The organism is Thioclava indica (genome assembly GCF_000714545.1).
GTDB lineage: Bacteria > Pseudomonadota > Alphaproteobacteria > Rhodobacterales > Rhodobacteraceae > Thioclava > Thioclava indica.
This window is the reverse complement of record NZ_AUNB01000018.1, coordinates 65,686-80,939: the sequence shown is the minus strand read 5'-3', so window position 1 is coordinate 80,939 and position 15,254 is coordinate 65,686. Positions and strand designations below refer to the sequence as shown.

Here is a 15,254-nt window from a genome sequence, read left to right as displayed (position 1 = left end):
CCACGACATCAGATACTAACGGGATTTTCACAGACCTGTGAGGGGGTTAGCCCCCTCACGAAATGTCATTGCATTTTTACGTATCTGAACCAAAATTAGTCTTGCGTGTTTCGCAGACTTTCTACCGCTCTCTTCTCGATAAGGCAGCTGGAGACCCGAAAGACACTGGCTGCACGGTCCCGATGCAATTCCGCATTCGGGGAAGATTGAAGGAGAGTACGGTAATGGCCACTGGCACCGTGAAATGGTTCAATTCCACCAAAGGCTACGGCTTCATCGCGCCCGATAACGGCGGCAAAGATGTGTTCGTGCACATCTCGGCGGTCGAGCGGGCTGGCCTGCAAGGCCTCGATGACAACCAAAAAGTAGAGTTCGAACTGCAGTCGGGTCGTGATGGCCGCGATTCGGCCTCTGATCTGAAACTGCTCTGATTTTCAGACAGCCTGATCTACGGCCCGTGCCTTACGCGCGGGCCGTTTTCATGTGCGCGACAACCATTGCGCCTGCACGGCGGGCGTCCAGCCGAGCGTCAGCTTGTCCCCCTCGCGGATCACAGGACGCTTCATCAGCGCGGGATACGCGCCCAGCAGATCGGCGACGGGGGCGGCACGTTCCGCATCGGACAGGCCGCGCCACGTGGTCGAGGCGCGGTTGACGATCTTGTCGCCGAAAGCCGCTTCGAACTCGGCGATCTCGGGGGCGTTCAGCGGCTCGGCGCGCACATCGCGAAACGCGGGCGCAAGCCCTGCCGCCTCCAGCGCCTTGCGCGACTTGCGCACCGTGTCGCAGGTCGAAATTCCGTAAATAATCATCTAACCCTCCGTCAGCGCGCCGCCATCCAGCCGCAAGACCCGATCCATCTCGGCCGCCAGCGCCATGTTATGCGTTGCAATCAGCGCCGAAAGCCCGGTTTCGCGCACCAGATCCATCAACACGTCAAACACCGTGTCCGAGGTCGCCGGATCAAGGTTGCCCGTGGGTTCGTCGGCCAGCAACAGGCTTGGCCCATTGGCGAGCGCGCGACAAAAGGCAACCCGCTGCTGCTCTCCGCCCGACAGCGCCGAGGGGCGGTGATCGGCGCGCGAGGTCAGCCCGACGCGCCCCAGCAGATCGGCGGCGCGTGCCTGCGCATCACCGCGCGAAACGCCATTGGCAAGCTGGGGCAACACGATGTTCTCAGTCGCCGAGAACTCCGGCAGCAGGTGGTGGAACTGATAAACAAAGCCCAGCTTCTCACGCCGCGCCGCCGTGCGCTTGGCATCGCGCGCGCGGCTTAGGTCTTCGCCTTCTAGCACCACGCGCCCGCTATCGGGCGTATCGAGCAAGCCCGCAATGTGCAAAAGCGTCGATTTCCCCGCCCCCGAGGGCGCGACCAGTGCCGTGACCTGCCCCTTCGGGATTGTCAAATTCACACCTTTGAGCACCGTAATCTCGTTCGGCTTGCCGCGATTATAGCACTTTTCCAACTTTTCCAGAACCAGCACATCACTCATAGCGCAGCGCCTCCACCGGGTTCATACGCGCAGCCCTGCGCGCGGGGAAAATCGTCACGACGAAGGACAGCGAGAGCGACAGCGACACCGCCTTGACCACATCCCAAGGCTGCAATTTCGCGGGTAGATGATAGATCCCACGGATCGAGGGATCCCACGCATCACCGCCATTAAGCCAGTTCACGAAACCCATTACATGATCGATATTGGCCGCAAACAGCACCCCGATCGTCAGCCCTGCCGCCGTGCCGATCACCCCGATAAACGCGCCGCAGATGAAGAAAATCCGCAGGATCGAGCCTTGGCTCAGCCCCATGGTGCGCAAAATCCCGATATCGCGGCCCTTGTTCTTGACCAGCATGATCAGCCCCGAGGTGATGTTCATCGAGGCGATCAGCACGAGGATCGACAGGATGATGAACATCACGTTGTCCTCAATGCCCAGCGCGCGCAGGAAACTGCCCGAGGCATCTTTCCACGTCCACAGCAGCGTGCCCTTCCCGCTGGCATCGCTGATCGCGGTGGCCCACTCACCGACGCGCTCGGGATCGGTGACATCGACGTCGATCTCATCGGCCCCGCCTTCGCGGTTGAAAAAGCTCTGCGCCTCGGCGAAGGGCATATAAAGCCGTGTCTGATCAATATCATAGCGTCCGGCTGAGAAAATATATTCCACCTTGTAGGCATTCACGCGCGGGCTGGTGCCAAAGGGCGTTTTCGCGCCGTTGGGCGAGATCAGCTTGACCGTATCGCCGACCGTCACCCCCAGATCACGCGCCATCCCGATGCCCATCGCGATGCCCTGATCGAAATTGTCGATATTGCCCTGCGCCTCGTCGGAATGAGCGATGCGCGGGATGTTTTTCAGATCCGACAGCGCCAGCCCGTAGACATCCGCGACATTCGAGCGATCTGCGAAACTCACCATCGCCTGACCGCGCACGGCAGGGGCGGCCGTGACCACACCGGGGATCGCCTTGATACGCTTGGTGCGCGCCTCGTAATCGCGGATCAGTTTGGAATAAACGCCGGATCCTTCAACCACTTCGGTCGGCGCGGAATAGACGGTGATCTGCGGGTTTGACCCGACAATCGTGCTGACAAATTCTGCGCGAAACCCGGCGCGCACAGCAAGCGTCGCGATCAGCGCCGCCACCCCCAGCGTAATGCCGATCAGGGAAATCCATGTCATCACCGACACGCCCCCCTCGGCGCGGCGTGCGCGCAAGTAGCGCCAAGCAATCATGAACTCGAAACGGGAAAACGGGGCGGTGCGTGCGGCCATAGGCTCCATCCACTCAAATTCGGCGCAAGCTGGCTTGCGAGGGGGCAAAGGTCAAGGGTGGCGCGGGTTCACTTACAGCCCAAACTCGCCGGCACATCCGCCAAAAGCGGCGCCATTTCGCCAGCTTGAGCTTGCATATAATCGATGCGCAGCTCGGCCAGAACAGGCCCGCCCTTGCAATTGAGCCGCACGGTCTTGCGCAGCTCGTGTTTGCCCAAACCTGTCGTCGAAGCGATCTCAAACCCGTTTGCATCTTGGTGATCGGTGCTGATCTGATCGCCATCCAACAACAGCGAGCGCAGCATCTGATCATGGGCCGCGCCGAGATCCGAGCCTTCATCAGGATAGGCGCGCAGCGCGACATGGGGGGCGACATGGGCATCAAATCCGGGCGCAGTGAACAAATACCCACCGCCATACATCTGCGCCGAGGGCCAGTCCTGGGGCACCTGCGCGGCAATTCCAAGTGTGTCGTCCGACCACGCCACCAGCCCCTCGGCCTGCGCCATCGGGGCGGCCAGCATCAAGCCCGCCGCGAGGATCAGATCAAAGCGCCGCATAGATCGCCGCGACTTTTTCAATCGCCTCCTGAGACGACATTTCTTCGCTTTCACCAGAGCGGCGCGAGGTCAGTTCGACCTTGCCCGCCGCAACGCCGCGCGGGCCAACGGTGATGCGCCACGGCAGACCGATCAGGTCCATCGTTGCGAATTTCGCGCCGGCGCGTTCCTCACGATCGTCATAAAGCGGCTCAAGACCGGCCTCGGTGAAGGCGCGATAGAGCGCTTCGCACGCGCTGTCACACGACGTATCGCCCTGTTTGAGGTTCACGATGCCCACATGGAACGGCGTCACGCCTTCGGGCCAGATGATGCCCTTGTCGTCGTGATTGGCCTCGATCAACGCGCCCACAAGGCGGCTGACGCCGATGCCGTGGCTGCCCATATGCACCGGAACTTTGCCCTGATCGGGGGTGTTCACGGTGGCGCCCATTGCCTCGGAGTATTTCGTGCCGAAGTAAAAGATCTGCCCGACTTCGATCCCGCGACCGACGCAACGGCGCTCCTCGGGGATGGCGTTGAACAGGGTCTCGTCGTGGGTCTCATCGGTGCGCGCGTAAAGGGTCGTGAACTCTTCGCAGATGCCAGCGACCTCATCGCGATTGTCATAATCGACGCGGCGGTCACCCAGCTTTAGTGCGGGCACTTGCGCGTCATAAAACACCTCGGATTCGCCGGTATCGGCCAGCACGAGGAACTCATGCGTATCATCGCCGCCAATCGGGCCACTATCCGCGCGCATCGGGATCGCGGTCAGGCCCATACGTTCATAAGTGCGCAGATAGCTGACCATGTGGCGGTTATAGGCGTGCAGCGCATCCTCTTTGGTGAGATCGAAATTATAGCCGTCTTTCATCAGGAATTCGCGCCCGCGCATCACGCCAAAGCGGGGCCGCACCTCGTCGCGGAATTTCCACTGGATATGATACAGCGTGAGGGGCAGCGATTTGTAGCTTTCCACATGGCTGCGGAAAATATCGGTGATCATTTCCTCGTTCGTCGGGCCATAGAGCATATCGCGGCCGTGACGGTCCTTGATGCGCAGCATCTCGGGGCCATAGGCGTCATAGCGCCCCGATTCTTTCCACAGATCAGCGGGTTGCAGCGTGGGCATCAATAGCGGGATGTGACCGGCGCGCACCTGTTCCTCATGCACGATCTGCTCGATGCGCCGCAGCACTTTGAACCCCATCGGCAGCCAGGAATAGATCCCGGCTTGCTGCTGCTTGATCATCCCCGCGCGCAGCATCAGCCGGTGGCTGGCGATTTGCGCGTCGGCGGGGGTTTCCTTGAGAACGGGAAGAAAATAGCGGGACAGGCGCATTTGCGCTCCTTCAGGCGGTTGAGCGGTTGCCAGATGGCCTAGAGGAATTAGGGGCCGTGGGCAAGATGGCGCTTCAACACGGATCGGCCAAGTTTTCGCGTGCGCGCCACGATATCGGGTCATGCGCGCTTGATTTCCCCCGATTATCCGCCACGTTAAGACAACCTTTCCTGAAAGGAGCCTGAATGGCCCTGCCCGTTCGACACCAAATGACCTATTGGACCCTTGCTGCGCTCGTGTTGGTCGCTGCGCTGTGGTGGCTCGGGGATGTGATTTTGCCCTTCATCATGGGGGGCGCGATTGCGTATTTCCTTGATCCATTTGCGGACCGGCTGGAAAAGCTGGGGTTAAGCCGAGTCATGTCGACAATCGTGATCGCGCTGCTCGCGGTGTTGCTCTTTGTGGTGCTCTCGCTGGCCATTGTGCCCACGCTGGTGCGTCAGTTGGGGCAATTGGTTGCGCTGGCCCCTGATCTCTTGAACTCGTTCCAGACCTTTTTAACCGAGCGCTTCCCCGAACTGGTGCAAAACTCGGTTGTGAATGACACGCTTTCCTCAATCGGCGATGCGATCAAATCGCGTGGCGGAGAACTCGCGAGCACTTTGCTGAGTTCGGCGATGACGGTTGTGAACCTTGCAGTCGTTATCGTCGTGGTGCCGGTTGTCGCGTTTTACATGCTGATGGACTGGGACCGGATGGTGGCCAAGATCGACGGCTGGTTGCCACGTGACCACGCCCCCACGATCCGCCAGATTGCAAAAGATATAGACCGCGTATTATCAGGCTTTGTGCGCGGTCAGGTCACCGTTTGCCTGATTTTGGGAACGTTTTATGCCATTGCGCTCATGCTCGCAGGGCTTGATTTCGGGCTGTTGGTTGGCTCGATCGCCGGCGCGCTGACCTTCATCCCCTATATCGGCGCGATTATCGGGGGCACGCTGGCGATCGGCTTGGCGTTGTTCCAGTTTTGGGGTGACTGGATGCAGATTGGGATCGTGGCCGCGATCTTCGCCGCCGGGCAATTCTTGGAGGGCAATATCGTCACCCCGAAACTGGTGGGCGACTCGGTCGGGCTGCATCCGCTATGGCTGCTGTTTGCCCTGTCGGCCTTTGGCACGCTGTTTGGCTTTCTGGGCATGTTAGTCGCGGTTCCGGTGGCGGCCGTGATCGGAGTGGTTGCAAGGTTCCTGATTGATCAATACCTGCATGGGGCGCTGTATCGTGGCGTGGTCGAGAGCGAACCGCCCGATACCCCGACGGGATTCATCAACGAAGAAACCGGCGCTGTTACAGGCGTCGTTGCGAAAGAGAACGAAAGCTAAGACACCATGGCCGAGCAGTTGATCTTCCCCCTGCCGATCCGGTCTGCGCAGGGGCGAGAAGATTTCTTTGTCGCCCCCGCCAATGCGCTGGCGCTAAGCACGTTGGATGCGGTCGCAAGCTGGCCCAATGGACGGATGATCCTGATCGGCCCGGCGGGGGCGGGCAAATCGCATCTGGCCACGATCTGGGCGCAAGAGCAGGGCGCACAAACCATCCGCGCCGCCGATCTAACCGATGCCGACGCCCCCCGCCTTGTGGCCCAAGGGGCGGCAGTGGTTGAGGGTGCGGACCGGATGAACGCCGATCCCACGCGCGAAGAGGCGCTGTTTCATCTGCACAATCTGATGCAAGCCGAGGGTGGTAAGCTGCTGATCACCGCGCGCACCCCGCCGCGTGATTGGGGGTTGCGCCTGCCCGATCTGATCAGCCGGATGGAGGCCAGCGCGAGCGTGCGCATCACGCCCCCCGATGATGCGCTTTTGGCGGCCGTGCTGGTCAAACTGTTTGCCGATCATCAACTGGCCGTGGCGCCCGCACTGATTGACTGGCTGGTGACACGGATGGATCGCTCGCTTTCGACCGCGCGGCGCTTGGTGATTGCGCTGGATGCCCGCGCTTTGGCCGAAAAACGCGCAATTACACGCCCCTTGGCGGCGCAGGTGCTGGACAGTCTGGACTAAGCTGCGCAAACTGTCACAGCGCCTTTACAAACCTTAACGATAAGCGCGGATATGACCCAGGCAGATTTTCTCAAAACCCCGTTCCCCACGCCCGTCACCCTGCCCGCCGAGGATATCTCGGGGCCGGGGCGGTTCTTTAACCGCGAGCTAAGCTGGCTGGCCTTTAACTGGCGCGTGCTCGATGAGGCGCGCAACACCCGTGTGCCGCTTCTGGAACGGGTGCGGTTCTTGTCGATCTCGGCCACCAACCTTGACGAGTTTTACTCGGTGCGCGTGGCGGGCCTGATGGAACTGGTGCGCGAGGGCAATGCGACCGTGTCCGACGATGGGCTGACCCCCGCCGAGCAGCTTGCACGGATCAATGCCGATGCGCGCAAGCTGATGGATACGCAGCAAACCACATGGTCGGCGCTCAAACGCGAGATGGAGCGCGAAGGCATCACCGTGGTGTCGCGCTCGCGTCTGAGCAAGGTCGATCTCGCTTATCTGTCCGAGCATTTCCTGAACAAGGTGTTTCCGGTGCTCTCGCCGCTGGCGATCGACCCCGCGCACCCCTTTCCGTTCATCCCCAATGCCGGGTTCTGCCTTGCGCTGGAACTGGAACGCGACTCGGATAAACGCCGCCTTCAGGCACTTTTGCCGATCCCCCAGCAGATTGACCGCTTTGTGCGCCTGCCCGGCGAGGCGCGGTTCCTGCCGCTCGAACAATTGCTGATGATCCACCTTAGATCGCTGTTTCCGGGCTATCGCGATGTCGGCTCGTGCAGTTTCCGCGTGCTGCGCGACAGTGATCTCGAGGTCGAGGACGAGGCCGAAGATCTGGTGCGCGAGTTTGAAACCGCGCTGAAACGCCGCCGTCGCGGTCAGGTCATTCGCATGTCGGTCTCGGCAGGTGCGCCCAAGGATCTGCAAGACTTGGTCATGCAGGAATTGCATGTCGATCCCGAAGAGGTGGTCGCCGAAAAGGGCCTTGTGGGCATCGCGGACGTCAAGGAACTGGTGCTCAGCGAGCGCCCCGATCTGCTGTGGCCGCCCTTCACCCCGCGCGTGCCCGAACGCGTTCAAGATCACGAGGGCGACATGTTCGCCGCGATCAAGCAAAAGGATATTTTGCTGCATCACCCCTATGAGACCTTTGATCTGGTGGTGCGCTTTCTCGATCAGGCGGCCAATGATCCCAACGTCCTGGCGATCAAGCAGACGCTGTATCGCACCTCGAAAGACAGCCCGATCGTGTCCTCACTGTGTGAGGCGGCCGAGGCCGGCAAATCCGTCACCGCGCTGGTCGAGTTGAAAGCGCGTTTTGACGAGGCCGCCAATATCCGCCAGTCGCGCCGCTTGGAACGCTCGGGCGCGCATGTCGTTTACGGGTTCATGAACTACAAAACCCACGCCAAAATCAGCACCGTAGTGCGCCGCGAGGGCGATCAGCTGGTGACCTACACCCATTATGGCACCGGCAATTACCACCCGATCACCGCCAAAATTTACACAGATCTCAGCTTTTTCACCTGCGATGCGGCGCTGGGGCGCGATGCGACCAAAGTGTTCAACTACCTGTCGGGCTATGTGCAGCCCGAGGGGCTTGAAAACCTTGCGATTTCGCCGATTTCGCTAAAGCCGCGCCTGCTGGATATGATCGCGCGCGAAAGCGCGTTTGCCAAGGCAGGCAAACCGGCCTCGATCTGGGCGAAAATGAATTCGGTGATCGATTCCGAGGTGATTGACGCGCTCTATGCCGCCTCGCAGGCGGGGGTCAAAATCTCGCTCGTGGTGCGTGGCATTTGCGGCATCCGCCCCGGCATCAAGGGATTGTCGGAAAATATCCGGGTGAAATCCATCGTCGGGCGGTTCTTGGAACATTCCCGCATCGTGTGTTTTGGCAATGGTCACGGCTTACCGTCAGATCAGGCGCGGGTGTTCTTTTCTTCAGCCGACTGGATGGGGCGCAACCTGAACCGGCGCGTCGAAACGCTGGTCGAGGCGAAAAATCCCACCGTCAAAGCCCAAATCGTCAGCCAGATCATGGCCGCGAATATGGCCGATGAGGCGCAAAGCTGGATCTTGCAGCCCGATGGCAAATTCATCCGCCATTTGCCCGAAAATCGTGACAACCTGTTTTCCTGTCACCGCTTTTTCATGGAGTTCCCCTCGCTTTCGGGACGGGGTTCCGCAGGGGCAAGCGACGTTCCTAAACTTGCCCATAGCTTCGACTAGCCCTAGCGTGGGGCAACACGACTCAACCGGACGGGCCGATGACACCGAAAAACAGCGCGCAGCCGATCACGGATGACTCTGATGATTGGGACCCCTTCGGCCAGCCGCTTTTCGATGACCCGTCGGTGCGCGCGCTCAGCCGTGTCGGCGTGGTCGATATTGGCTCGAACTCGATCCGTATGGTGGTGTTTGACGGGGCTGCGCGCAGCCCGGCCTATTTTTTCAATGAAAAGGTGATGGCGGGGCTGGGCCAGGGCTTGGCCGAGACGGGCAAGTTGAACGCCGAGGGGCGTGTGCGGGGCATGGCGGCGCTTAAACGCTTTGCCGCGCTGGCCGAGGGGATGGCGATCGGCCCGCTGACCTGTGTTGCCACCGCCGCGATGCGCGACGCCGAGGATGGCCCCGAATATCGTGCAGAAATCGAGCGCGAAACCGGGTTGAAACTGCATGTCATCGACGGTGTCGAAGAGGCACGGCTGTCGGCGCAAGGCGTGCTGCTGGGCTGGCCCGAAGCCGAGGGGCTGGTGTGCGATATCGGCGGCAACTCGATGGAGCTGGCCGAGATCAAGAATGGCAAGGTTTGGCGGCGCGCCACCTCGCAGCTTGGTCCTTTTCGGTTGCAAATGGTCGAGGGCGGGAAAAAGGCGCTCGCGGCCCATATCAAAGACACGATAGCCGAGCTCGCCGCCCAAGTCGGCACCGATCACGACCGGATCTATCTGGTGGGCGGATCGTGGCGCGCAATTGCACGTCTCGACATGGAGCGGCGCAGCTATCCCCTTCTGGTGCTTCACGAATATCGCATGAGCCCCGATAATTTGCGCGACACCATCGACTGGATCGCCAAATCCGACATGGACAAGCTGCGCGCGAAAACCGGCACGTCTGCGGCGCGGATGAATCTGGTGCCGCTGGCCAGTCAGGTGCTGGGCGCGCTGATCGAAAAGTTCCAGCCTCGTGAGATCGACGTCTCGGCTTACGGCATCCGCGAAGGCCTTCTGTATGAGCAGATGCCCGAACGGTTGCGCCGCCGCGATCCGCTGGTCGAGGCGTGTCGCCACACCGAACGCCTGATGTCGCGCATGCCCGGTTTTGGCAAGAAACTGCACGCCTTTATCGAACCGATCTTTGGCCCGCTGCCGCCGGAAAAATTCCGCCTCGTGCGCGCCGCCTGTCTGCTGCACGACACCACATGGCGCACCCATCCCGATTACCGGGCCGAGGCCTGCTTTGAAAATGTCACCCGCGCGAACTATTCCGCGATGTCACATGCCGAGCGGGTGTTTTTGGGTCTGGCGCTGCTGCACCGCTATAAAAATTCGCGCTCTGGATCGCGATTGGAGCCGCTGTTTGATTTGCTCTCGCCCGAGACCCTGCAAGAGGCCGAGGTGCTGGGCAAAGCGATGCGGTTTGGCGCGATGTTTGCCACGCATAGCCCCGCTGATGCGGGTGAGCTGTCCTATTCTGCCAAGAAAAACGTGCTGGAACTGAAATTGACCAAACGCGGCAAGGCGCTGTTTGGCGAGGTCGCCGAATCGCGGTTCCGCTCGCTTGCCAATGCGCTCAAGGCCGAGGCGAAAATCTCCTAAAGCTCGATCTCGTTTTGCGGGATCGCGGGGTGGCCCGGCGGCAGGTCGGGGCGGTCGCGATCTGGTGTCTCGGGAGGCTCGCTCAGCAGCGGCGGTGGCGGCGGCGCATCCGCACGTCGGCGTAGCAAAATGTCGCCATTGGGCAGACGCTCGGGCGCGTCGTAGTTTTTCACATCGTCAATCAGCGCCAGAAACTGACGCAGCTTCGGCCCCAACTGTTCGGCCGCATCACCCAGCCCCTTTTGCATCTCTTCCAACTCGGGACGCATCTGTTCGATAATGCCCCGAAACAGCAGTTGCGCACCCTCTTCCATCAGCGAAAACCCACGATCCGCATCGCTTTCGGGTGTTTGGGCATGGGCAGGCAGGCCGCTGAGGCAAGCAATCAGAATGGGGGCAAACAAAGTTTTCATCTCGTTAGCTTACTCCCCCATTCAGCAAAAATCACGTCCCTTCCGCCGGGTCGAACGTCAAATCGACCGAGACGGGGAAATGGTCAGAGGCCTGCAACAATGCCTCGCGCAATTCGGGCACGCGATAGATTTTCGGGTCATCAAACGGATGCCAAATCCGCCAATTCGCCGCCCGCGCCGCCAGATCGGGCGAGAGCATCACAAAATCCAGCATTGCCGAGAAATATTGTTCTTCATCACCAAGATAAAACCGCGCCGAGCTGGGCGCCGCCGAGGTCTGATGCGCCGCACTCAGGCGGGCATGCGGGTCCTGCAAGCGCCACGCCTCGGGGCCGCCCTCGCCTGCGACAATCTCAACGCCCGAGCGCCCGAACAGCTTTTCGTATTCATCCAGCCCCGGCCCGTCGTTGAAATCGCCCAGCACGATCACGCTCTCGCCCGCGCCCAGATGCGCCTCGACCCGCCCGCGAACCCAGACCGATTGCGCCAATTGCTTGCGCCGGTTCTCAATCGCGATCCGGGTCGCGGCTTCGCGACTTGTGGCACCGTGGGGCGACTTGGATTTGATATGCACCCCGATCAGACGCATCACCTGCCCGGTCAATGTTTCCAGCTTCACCTCTAATGGCGGCTTGGAAAACGTCACCGTGTCCATTTGCGCATCAATATCAAGGTCGATTTTCAGTACCCCGTCAAAGCGCGGCCACGCCTCGCTCTCGCCGGGTTCATGCTGGGCGCGCACGACATCAGGATCATAAAGCAACGCGATTTCCTGCTGCGTTTCGTTGGAAAACCCGATCAGGGCTTTGCGTTGGCGCAACTCGAATTTCGCGGCAAACGACTCCAGCATCGCAACCGTTTTATGGCGTGCGTTGTCATCGGGGGCCTCGACGACCAGCAACACATCGGCGTTCAGCGCGTTCAGCACAATCGCAATCGCGCCGATCTGCTCGGCGCGGGTCACGTTATAGCGCGCCGACCATTCCCCATCCTCAAGCAGACGGCCGTTGCGATCAAAAAGATTGGTGAACCACTCGATATTCCAAGTGGCCAGACGCATCAGGCGTGGCCCGCCGAATCGCGCAGCTCTTCCCAAGCGGCATTGAGCGCGATCAACCGCTTTTCGGCCAGTTGCACGGCCTCGGGCGGAAGGCCGCGCGCAATCGCGCGGTCGGGATGGGCCTCGCGCACCTTGGCGCTCCAAATCTTGCGCACCTCGGCCAATGGCGTACCGGGAGCAACCTCAAGCACCGACCACGGATCAGGCGCAGCATCGGGCACGAACGAAGCCTTCATCGCGCGAAAACAGCACTCTTCCAGCCCGAAGATACGCGCCACCTCCTGCAAAAATGCGTCCTCGCCCTCGTGATAATCGCCATCGGCCATCGCGATGAAAAACAGCCCCTCAAGCACATCTTTCAGCACATCCGCGCCGGGGCCAAACATCCGCGCGATCTTGCGCGCATAGGCGTCAAAGCCCGCCACATCGGTGCGCGCCATATCAAAGACGCGCGCCGCGTTGACCTCTTCATCCGCCGGAATCTGGAAAATACGGCGAAACGCGGCCACCTCATCGCGCGTCACATGCCCGTCGGCCTTGGCCATTTTCGCCCCAAGCGCAATCACCGCAATCGTAAAGGCAACCGAGCGTTCTGGCGGTTCGCGCAGATTGTCAAAGACACTCGACAGCCCCTCGCCCCGCCCAAGGGCGGCCAAGGCTTGCGCGATGCGCGACCAAAGTGAAAGCGGCTTGTCCATCATATCCCGAAGTTTGCTTTGCGCATCCAAGTTTAGCCCGAGCCTGCCGGTTTTGCACCCGCAGAAATGCACAGAGGCATTACAACGGTGCAATGTCGGAAAAGCGATGGTTTTGGGGTGTAATCTTGTGCGCAACGCCCGAAAATATTAAAAAATCACAAGTCTTCGCGCGGGTAGACCCACCGCTATTTCGTAAAATGCGAGACCTCGCCAATCACTGCGCCCTCTGGCAAGCCCGCTTGCGTTTCGCTATGACCAAAGCATGAGCAGTTTTCTCTCCGTCGATCATTCCCTAAGCGGACGCCGCTGGGTTGGCCCCACCCCCGAGACCGACCGTCTCGCCGAGGCGATGGCGCAGACCACCCGCCTGCCGCTACCCTTGGCGCGCATCCTTGTGGCACGCGGCGTCAGCCCGCGGGACGCCGAGGGCTTTCTTGAGCCCACCCTGCGCGACCTGCTGCCCGACCCGCGCAGCCTCAAGGATATGGAGCGTGCCGCGACGCGGTTTCTTGCGGCAATCAACGCGCGCGAGAAGATCGCCGTTTTCGCAGATTATGACGTGGATGGAGGATCTTCTGCGGCGTTGTTGATCCATTGGCTGCGCAGCATGGGACGCCAAGCGACGCTTTATATTCCCGACCGGATCGACGAGGGTTACGGCCCCAACGAACCCGCGATGGAGGCCCTCGCGCGCGATCATTCACTGATCATCTGCGTGGACTGCGGCACGCTCAGCCACGGTCCGGTCGCAGCCGCCAAACCCGCCGATGTGATCATTCTCGATCACCATTTGGGCGGCGAGACCCTGCCCGATGCGCTGGCCTGCGTGAACCCCAACCGGCTCGATGAGACTGGCGATCTGGGGCATCTTTGCGCCGCCTCGGTGGTGTTCCTGATGCTGGTCGAGGCCAATCGCCAGCTGCGCGCGCAGGATGTTCAAGGCCCGCCTCTGATGGCGCTGCTCGATCTGGTGGCGCTGGCGACGGTGGCCGATGTTGCGCCGCTTCTGGGATGCAATCGTGCGCTGGTGCGTCAGGGGCTGAAAATCATGGCCCGCCGCGAGCGCCCCGGTTTGGTGGCGCTGTCGGATGTGGCTAGGCTTGATCGCGCGCCAAGCGCCTATTCGCTGGGCTTCGTGCTGGGGCCGCGGATCAACGCAGGCGGGCGGATCGGTGCGGCTGATTTGGGTGCGCGGCTTTTAGCCACCGATGACCCTCACGAGGCGCAGGCGCTGGCCGAGCGGCTTGATATGCTGAACTCCGAGCGTCGCGAGGTCGAAAACGCAGTGCGCGCCTCGGCGCTGGTTCAGGCCGAGCAGCGCGGGCTGGACGGCCCGCTTGTTTGGGCGGCGGGCGAGGGCTGGCATCCGGGCGTGGTCGGCATCGTCGCCGCACGTCTGAAAGAGGCCACCAACCGCCCCGCCGTCGTGATCGGACTTGAGGGCGGGATCGGCAAAGGCTCGGCCCGCTCAATCAATGGCGTCGATATCGGCGCGGCCATCCAACGCGTCGCTGCCGAGGGCTTGCTGCTCAAGGGCGGCGGGCACCGGATGGCGGCGGGTCTGACTGTCGAGGAAGACAAGCTGGAAGCCGCGATGGCGCGCCTCTCAGAGCTACTGGCCAAACAAGGGGCAGGCACGCAAGGCCCGCGCGATCTGCGTCTGGATGGCCTGCTGATGCCCGGTGCCGCGACCGCGCAACTGATCGAAGATCTCGACCGCGCCGGCCCCTTTGGCCAAGGCGCCCCTGCCCCGCGATTTGCCTTTGCCGACATGGAAATCGCCTCGCCGCGCCGGATCGGGGAAAGCCATGTGCGCTTTATGTTTGGCGATGGGATGGGCGCGCGGATTGAGGCGATTCAGTTCGGCGCTTTCGACGGCCCGATTGGCCCCGCGCTTAGCGAGGGTGGCGCGCAGCGTTTTCATCTGGCCGGTCGCCTTGAGATCAATTCCTGGGGCGGGCGCAATAAGGTGCAACTGCGCCTCGAGGACGCCGCGCGCGCCTGAAGCCGCTGTTTTTGCACCGCATTCAGCGGGGAAACGATCTCGATGCGAAAGTTTCGCAAAAACATCAAAAACCCCCTTGCGAGTCACCAAGCTCTGGCCTAAACACCGCCCACGCTGACAAGCCAAGCGCTTGATCGCCATGAGTGGCCCGTTCGTCTATCGGTTAGGACGCCAGGTTTTCAACCTGGAAAGAGGGGTTCGATTCCCCTACGGGCTGCCACTTACCTTCCCCAGGCGACTGATTTTCCTTCGAAACGCCCCTGCGCAATAGTGCGCCCCTACAGCATCTCCCCCGTCGCGGCGGCGTTTGTTTCGGTGCGGACGGGACACTAGAGGCTCTGCGCGCGCAAGGGGCTGATGATGCGATCCTCGCAGCGTTGGACACGGTGACCCGCCGCCTAGATGAAACCTATTCAGCGTTTATCAAGCGGGCCGCGCAAAACGCGATCGGGCGCGCGGTGAAGATCGCCGACCTGCACGACAACCTAGACCTTTCGCGCATTTCCAACCCAACTGAGGCAGATTTCGCCCGCATCGCGCGCTACCAGAGTGCGCTTGAAAAGCTAACCGCGTCAAAGGTGGGGTGACGCAGCTCACAGAGTGCGCT

Annotated in this window: 15 protein-coding genes and 1 tRNA gene; 8 read left to right on the top strand and 8 right to left on the bottom strand. The window is 61.3% G+C overall.

What is annotated here, in order from left to right; all coding sequences use genetic code 11:
• Positions 1 to 224 precede the first annotated feature (224 nt).
• Entirely contained in the window at positions 225 to 431 is a 207-nt protein-coding gene (locus DT23_RS06485) for a cold-shock protein (protein WP_038129589.1), read from the top strand.
• A gap of 48 nt (positions 432 to 479) precedes the next feature.
• On the opposite strand, the gene DT23_RS06480 is transcribed toward DT23_RS06485, so the two are convergent.
• The 5 genes from DT23_RS06480 to proS all read right to left on the bottom strand — a co-directional run bounded on the left by DT23_RS06480 (position 480) and on the right by proS (position 4,662).
• Positions 480 to 812, bottom strand: a complete 333-nt coding sequence (locus DT23_RS06480; RefSeq protein ID WP_038129587.1) for an arsenate reductase family protein — start codon at positions 810 to 812, stop codon at positions 480 to 482.
• Positions 813 to 1,493 carry an ABC transporter ATP-binding protein gene (locus DT23_RS06475; RefSeq protein ID WP_038129584.1) on the bottom strand — a complete coding sequence of 227 codons (681 nt, stop codon included), beginning with the start codon at positions 1,491 to 1,493 and terminating at the stop codon, positions 813 to 815. It abuts the gene before it with no gap.
• Complete coding sequence (locus tag DT23_RS06470; protein WP_038129583.1) at positions 1,486 to 2,778, bottom strand: lipoprotein-releasing ABC transporter permease subunit; 1,293 nt, start codon at positions 2,776 to 2,778, stop codon at positions 1,486 to 1,488. Before DT23_RS06470 ends, DT23_RS06475 begins: the two co-directional genes overlap by 8 nt.
• Positions 2,779 to 2,846: 68 nt before the next feature.
• Positions 2,847 to 3,338: a hypothetical protein gene (locus DT23_RS06465; protein WP_038129581.1), complete on the bottom strand. Its 492-nt coding sequence runs from the start codon at positions 3,336 to 3,338 to the stop codon at positions 2,847 to 2,849.
• Entirely contained in the window at positions 3,325 to 4,662 is a 1,338-nt protein-coding gene (gene proS, locus DT23_RS06460) for a proline--tRNA ligase (protein WP_038129578.1), read from the bottom strand. Before proS ends, DT23_RS06465 begins: the two co-directional genes overlap by 14 nt.
• A 185-nt stretch (positions 4,663 to 4,847) precedes the next feature.
• Between proS and DT23_RS06455 the strand changes: the two genes are divergently transcribed.
• The 4 genes from DT23_RS06455 to DT23_RS06440 are packed head-to-tail and all read left to right on the top strand — an operon-like array spanning position 4,848 to position 10,471.
• A complete protein-coding gene (locus tag DT23_RS06455) occupies positions 4,848 to 5,984 on the top strand; it encodes an AI-2E family transporter (protein ID WP_051697090.1) in 1,137 nt (378 codons plus the stop codon).
• 6 nt (positions 5,985 to 5,990) lie between these two features.
• Positions 5,991 to 6,665: a P-loop NTPase family protein gene (locus DT23_RS06450; RefSeq protein WP_038129576.1), complete on the top strand. Its 675-nt coding sequence runs from the start codon at positions 5,991 to 5,993 to the stop codon at positions 6,663 to 6,665.
• Positions 6,666 to 6,716: 51 nt separating this feature from the next.
• Positions 6,717 to 8,882, top strand: coding sequence for an RNA degradosome polyphosphate kinase (locus tag DT23_RS06445; protein WP_038129575.1), 2,166 nt, complete (start codon positions 6,717 to 6,719; stop codon positions 8,880 to 8,882).
• Positions 8,883 to 8,920: 38 nt separating this feature from the next.
• The gene (locus DT23_RS06440; RefSeq protein ID WP_038129572.1) at positions 8,921 to 10,471 is read left to right on the top strand and encodes a Ppx/GppA family phosphatase; all 1,551 of its coding nucleotides are present in this window, start codon (positions 8,921 to 8,923) and stop codon (positions 10,469 to 10,471) included.
• On the opposite strand, the gene DT23_RS06435 is transcribed toward DT23_RS06440, so the two are convergent.
• Genes DT23_RS06435 through DT23_RS06425 form a run of 3 tightly spaced genes read right to left on the bottom strand, consistent with a single transcriptional unit; the run spans position 10,468 to position 12,642 of the window.
• A complete protein-coding gene (locus tag DT23_RS06435; protein ID WP_051697089.1) occupies positions 10,468 to 10,884 on the bottom strand; it encodes a hypothetical protein in 417 nt (138 codons plus the stop codon). The two genes, DT23_RS06440 and DT23_RS06435, sit on opposite strands and share 4 nt — an antisense overlap.
• A 31-nt stretch (positions 10,885 to 10,915) precedes the next feature.
• Positions 10,916 to 11,944, bottom strand: coding sequence for an endonuclease/exonuclease/phosphatase family protein (locus tag DT23_RS06430; RefSeq protein ID WP_038129569.1), 1,029 nt, complete (start codon positions 11,942 to 11,944; stop codon positions 10,916 to 10,918).
• Positions 11,944 to 12,642 (bottom strand): molecular chaperone DjiA, encoded by a 699-nt coding sequence (locus DT23_RS06425; RefSeq protein ID WP_038129943.1) that lies wholly within the window; start codon positions 12,640 to 12,642, stop codon positions 11,944 to 11,946. The genes DT23_RS06430 and DT23_RS06425 overlap by 1 nt, the downstream gene beginning before the upstream one ends.
• A 262-nt stretch (positions 12,643 to 12,904) precedes the next feature.
• On the opposite strand from DT23_RS06425, the gene recJ reads away from it, so the two are divergent.
• From recJ to DT23_RS06410, 3 genes are all read left to right on the top strand, one after another.
• A complete protein-coding gene (gene recJ / locus DT23_RS06420; RefSeq protein WP_038129566.1) occupies positions 12,905 to 14,647 on the top strand; it encodes a single-stranded-DNA-specific exonuclease RecJ in 1,743 nt (580 codons plus the stop codon).
• Positions 14,648 to 14,792: 145 nt separating this feature from the next.
• A tRNA-Glu gene (locus tag DT23_RS06415) sits at positions 14,793 to 14,867 on the top strand.
• 166 nt (positions 14,868 to 15,033) lie between these two features.
• Positions 15,034 to 15,234, top strand: a complete 201-nt coding sequence (locus DT23_RS06410; protein WP_156023872.1) for a hypothetical protein — start codon at positions 15,034 to 15,036, stop codon at positions 15,232 to 15,234.
• Positions 15,235 to 15,254 lie beyond the last annotated feature (20 nt).

Coding starts and splice junctions, on each gene's coding strand:
- DT23_RS06485 (WP_038129589.1), top strand. CDS start 225: ATGGCCACTGGCACCGTGAAATGGTTCAATTCCACCAAAGGCTACGGC.
- DT23_RS06480 (WP_038129587.1), bottom strand. CDS start 812: ATGATTATTTACGGAATTTCGACCTGCGACACGGTGCGCAAGTCGCGC.
- DT23_RS06475 (WP_038129584.1), bottom strand. CDS start 1,493: ATGAGTGATGTGCTGGTTCTGGAAAAGTTGGAAAAGTGCTATAATCGC.
- DT23_RS06470 (WP_038129583.1), bottom strand. CDS start 2,778: ATGGCCGCACGCACCGCCCCGTTTTCCCGTTTCGAGTTCATGATTGCT.
- DT23_RS06465 (WP_038129581.1), bottom strand. CDS start 3,338: ATGCGGCGCTTTGATCTGATCCTCGCGGCGGGCTTGATGCTGGCCGCC.
- proS (WP_038129578.1), bottom strand. CDS start 4,662: ATGCGCCTGTCCCGCTATTTTCTTCCCGTTCTCAAGGAAACCCCCGCC.
- DT23_RS06455 (WP_051697090.1), top strand. CDS start 4,848: ATGGCCCTGCCCGTTCGACACCAAATGACCTATTGGACCCTTGCTGCG.
- DT23_RS06450 (WP_038129576.1), top strand. CDS start 5,991: ATGGCCGAGCAGTTGATCTTCCCCCTGCCGATCCGGTCTGCGCAGGGG.
- DT23_RS06445 (WP_038129575.1), top strand. CDS start 6,717: ATGACCCAGGCAGATTTTCTCAAAACCCCGTTCCCCACGCCCGTCACC.
- DT23_RS06440 (WP_038129572.1), top strand. CDS start 8,921: ATGACACCGAAAAACAGCGCGCAGCCGATCACGGATGACTCTGATGAT.
- DT23_RS06435 (WP_051697089.1), bottom strand. CDS start 10,884: ATGAAAACTTTGTTTGCCCCCATTCTGATTGCTTGCCTCAGCGGCCTG.
- DT23_RS06430 (WP_038129569.1), bottom strand. CDS start 11,944: ATGCGTCTGGCCACTTGGAATATCGAGTGGTTCACCAATCTTTTTGAT.
- DT23_RS06425 (WP_038129943.1), bottom strand. CDS start 12,642: ATGGACAAGCCGCTTTCACTTTGGTCGCGCATCGCGCAAGCCTTGGCC.
- recJ (WP_038129566.1), top strand. CDS start 12,905: ATGAGCAGTTTTCTCTCCGTCGATCATTCCCTAAGCGGACGCCGCTGG.